The organism is Streptomyces sp. NH27, from assembly GCF_056859195.1.
In genome coordinates, this window is the sequence record NZ_JACEGK010000643.1 from 1 (window position 1) to 3,962 (window position 3,962).

Genomic DNA, 3,962 nt, shown 5'->3' on the forward strand with positions numbered 1-3,962 from the left:
GGGGTAGCCCGCGCCGGCCGCACCATAGGGATCATCGGATACGGCGTAACCGCCCGGCCCGGCCGCTGCCTGCGGGTCGCCGGGCTGCACGTAGCCGCCTTGCGCGTAGCCGCCGTGACCGTAACCGGCGTCGTATCCGGCCTGGTCGTAGCGGGCGTCGTACTCGTTCTGGCCGTACCCGCTCTGGCCCTGGCCGTACGCCTGCGGACCCGCGGCTCCGGGGTAGCCGGGGGCGCCGTCGGGGTAGCCGGGGGCGCCGTCACCCCAGCCGCCGGGGGCCGGCGGCGCGTAACCGTAGGAGGGGTCGTAGGGCTGCCCGTAGCCGTCGGCCGGCTGCTCGGGGTAGCCCTCGACCGGGGTCTGCCCGGGGGTGCCGTCGGCGGCAGGGGTGCCGTGCGGCCCGTCGGAACCGTGGAAGTCGTTCATCTCATCCTCCCGCGAACGGCGGAAGGACCTCCACCGTGCCGCCGTCTGGCAGGGGGACCGCGGAATGGTCGCGGGTGCCGACGGGCGTGCCGTCGACCAGGAAGGAGCAGCGCAGCAGCACCCGGGCGAACTCCGGTTCGCGGGCGTGCCGTTCGCGGGCCGCGGCCAGGGCGTCGGCGAGGGTCGCCGCGTGGTACGGCTCCTCCGTCGTGCCCGCGGCGGCCTTCGCCGCGGCCCAGTAGCGGATCGTGCCCGCCGCGGGCCCCGCCGTGTCAGGTGCTGCCATCGCTCCGTCCTCAAGGTCAGTGCGTCGTGCGGGTCCATCATGGCCCGTCGGCGTCAGCTCGCGGGAAAGCGGGCGGTCAGCCACGTGCCGATCCGGTCCAGCAGCTCCGGCGCCGCCGCGTTCTCCGCGTGCCCGAAGCCGGGTTCGATCCACAGTTCCGCGCCGCCCGGCCCGGCCGCCTCGGCGAGCGAGCGCGGGTGGTCCAGCGGGAAGTACGCGTCCCGGTCGCCGTGCACGATCAGCAGCGGGACCGGCGGGATCAGCGGCACCGCCTGCACCGGGGAGAGCGGCACCGGGTCCCAGTCGCGGGTGTGGATGCGGGTGTGCAGCCCGTAGCGCGAGACCAGCCGTCCCATCGGCCGGGTCACCACCCAGTGCAGCCGCCGCATCGGCGGGGTGCCCCGGTAGTACCAGCGGGCGGGCGAGCTGACCGACACCACCGCGTCCACGCCGAACAGCGCGGCGTGCCGCAGCACCACGGAACCGCCCATCGAGAAGCCGACCGTGGCCACCTCCGTGTACCCCAACTGCCGCGCCCACCGCACCGCCGCGTCCAGGTCGAGCACTTCCCGGTCGCCGACCGTGGAGCGTCCGCCGGAGCCGCCGTGGCCACGGACGGAGAAGGCCACCACGCCGCCGTATCCCGCCAGCCGGCCTGCCGCGCGGCGCAGCGCGGGCCGTTCCAGGGCGCCGGTGAAACCGTGCGCGACGACGATCGCGAGGCGGCCGGAATCATCCGGCGCCGGGATGTGCTCGGCCTCGACGGGCACCCGGTCGGAGGTCAACAGCACCGCCCGATGGCCACTCGAAGTGACCACCGAAACACGCGAAAGGCTGTTATCGCTCTCGGCAGGGCTGTCCATGTGGGCTATTGTTCCCTGGAAGAGGACCTGGGCAATGTCGCCCCCGGGTCCTTTCGTGCTTTCCGGCACGCATGGCGCCTCGCAGGAAACGAGGAGGGTTCGGTTTTGAGACAGGTCGTGAGACGTGTCCTGGCACCACCGACCTCGTCCGTGACGGCGTATTGCGGCCGGACGACGACCTACGGGAGCGCCCGGTGAGTTCACTCCTGCTTCTGACCAACGCCCTTCAACCCTCCACCGAAGTGCTGCCCGCACTCGGTCTGCTGTTGCACAGCGTGCGGGTGGCGCCCGCCGAGGGCCCGGCTCTGGTCGACACCCCCGGTGCCGACGTGATCCTGATCGACGGCCGGCGGGACCTGCCACAAGTACGCAGCCTGTGCCAGCTGCTGCGCTCCACCGGCCCCGGCTGTCCACTGATGCTGGTGGTCACCGAAGGCGGTCTGGCCGCCGTCACGGCGGACTGGGGCATCGACGACGTACTGCTGGACACCGCCGGCCCGGCCGAGGTCGAGGCGCGGCTGCGGCTGGCCCTGGGCCGCCAGCACATCAGCAACGACGACAGCCCGATGGAGATCCGCAACGGCGACCTGTCGGTCGACGAGGCGACGTACAGCGCGAAGCTCAAGGGCCGGGTACTCGACCTGACCTTCAAGGAGTTCGAGCTGCTGAAGTACCTCGCGCAGCACCCCGGCCGGGTCTTCACCCGCGCCCAGCTCCTGCAGGAGGTGTGGGGGTACGACTACTTCGGCGGCACCCGCACGGTGGACGTGCACGTCAGGCGGCTGCGGGCCAAACTCGGCGTGGAGCACGAGTCGCTGATCGGCACCGTGCGCAACGTCGGCTACCGCTTCGTGACGCCGGAGAAGCCCGAGAAGAGCGACCGGACCGAGAAGGCCGACAAGGCCGACAACGCCGGCCCGGGCCGTCGGACCGCCGAGGGGCCCGACCGCACCGGCAGCGGCCGGTACCCGGCGGAGGGTTCGGCCGAGCGGTCCGCCGACCGGTATGTGGACGGCCGCAGTTCGGCCGAGCAGCCCGTCTGAACTTTTATATGACGGCAGGTTGGACACGCGTAGACTGCGCGACGTGCCCAAGGTGACGCGTGACGATGTGGCCAGGCTGGCGGGGACCTCGACCGCGGTCGTCAGCTACGTCATCAACAACGGACCCCGGCCGGTAGCCCCGGCCACCCGCGAGCGCGTGCTCGCGGCCATCAAGCAGCTCGGCTACCGGCCGGACCGGGTCGCGCAGGCGATGGCCAGCCGCCGTACCGATCTGATCGGCCTGATCGTCCCGGACGCGCGCCAGCCGTTCTTCGCGGAGATGGCGCACGCCGTCGAACAGGCCGCGTCCGATCGCGGCAAGATGGTGCTGGTCGGCAACTCCGACTATCTCGACGACCGCGAGGTGCACTACCTGCGGGCCTTCCTCGGCATGCGGGTGTCCGGGCTGATCCTGATCAGCCAGGGTCCGAGCGAGAACGCCGCCATAGAGATCGACGCCTGGGACGCCCGGGTGGTGCTGCTGCACGAGCGGCCCGAGGCGATCGACGACATCGCGGTGGTCACCGACGACATCGGCGGCGCCCAACTGGCCACCCGGCACCTGCTGGAGCACGGCTACGACTACGTCGCCTGCCTCGGCGGCACCGAGGGCACCCCGGAGGTCGGCGACCCCGTCACCGACCACGTGGTCGGCTGGCGGCGGGCCATGGCGGAGGCCGGGAAGTCCACCGAGGGCCGCCTCTTCCAGTCCCCGTACAACCGCTACGACGCCTACCAGGTCGGGCTCGGGCTGCTCGCCGGGCCCGACCGGCCGCCGGCGATCTTCTGCGCGACCGACGACCAGGCGATCGGTGTGCTGCGGGCCGCCCGCGAGCTGCGGATCGACGTGCCCGGCAAGCTGGCGGTGGCCGGCTTCGACGACGTCAAGGAGGCCGCGCTCGCCGACCCGCCGCTGACCACGGTCGCCTCCGACCGGCAGGCGATGGCCCGCGCCGCGGTGGACGCGGTGCTCGACGACTCGCTGCGGGTGCCGGGTTCGCGCGGCGAGCGGGTCCGGCAGTTCCCGTCGCGGCTGGTCGTCCGGGGTTCGTGCGGCTGCGGCTGACCGCCGGGCGCACCGGCCCGAACGGCCGCCGGATACGGGCCCGCGCGCCGCGTCCGTACGGGCTGGACAAGGCCCGCGCGCCCACCGGTAGCCGATCTTCCTTATATCGGGCATACCTACTTCTGTCGGGCTTCTCAGCGTGCACTCAGCAAGCTCTCATGTAGCGGGCACACAGTCATAGGCATGACCAGCGACGAGAGCAGCCACAACGGCGGCGAACCCCAGTTTCCGCACGAATCGCAGCTTCCGCTCCAGCCCGACCCGCAGGCGCCGTACAC

Annotated in this window: 4 protein-coding genes and 1 pseudogene; 2 read left to right on the top strand and 3 right to left on the bottom strand. The window is 72.3% G+C overall.

The genetic code is table 11. The annotated features are described in order from the left end of the window. The 3 genes and pseudogenes from AC13HU_RS33670 to AC13HU_RS33680 all read right to left on the bottom strand — a co-directional run. A pseudogene (locus AC13HU_RS33670) lies at window positions 1-426 on the bottom strand (hypothetical protein); the annotation flags it as partial. A gap of 1 nt (window position 427) precedes the next feature. Continuing rightward, the gene (locus tag AC13HU_RS33675) at window positions 428-712 is read right to left on the bottom strand and encodes a MoaD/ThiS family protein (RefSeq protein WP_483045785.1); all 285 of its coding nucleotides are present in this window, start codon (window positions 710-712) and stop codon (window positions 428-430) included. Between the two features lie 53 nt (window positions 713-765). Continuing rightward, window positions 766-1,575 carry an alpha/beta hydrolase gene (locus AC13HU_RS33680; RefSeq protein ID WP_483045786.1) on the bottom strand — a complete coding sequence of 270 codons (810 nt, stop codon included), beginning with the start codon at window positions 1,573-1,575 and terminating at the stop codon, window positions 766-768. 194 nt (window positions 1,576-1,769) lie between these two features. On the opposite strand from AC13HU_RS33680, the gene AC13HU_RS33685 reads away from it, so the two are divergent. Continuing rightward, the gene (locus AC13HU_RS33685; protein ID WP_483045787.1) at window positions 1,770-2,618 is read left to right on the top strand and encodes a response regulator transcription factor; all 849 of its coding nucleotides are present in this window, start codon (window positions 1,770-1,772) and stop codon (window positions 2,616-2,618) included. Between the two features lie 43 nt (window positions 2,619-2,661). Next, entirely contained in the window at window positions 2,662-3,684 is a 1,023-nt protein-coding gene (locus AC13HU_RS33690) for a LacI family DNA-binding transcriptional regulator (RefSeq protein WP_483045788.1), read from the top strand. Window positions 3,685-3,962 lie beyond the last annotated feature (278 nt).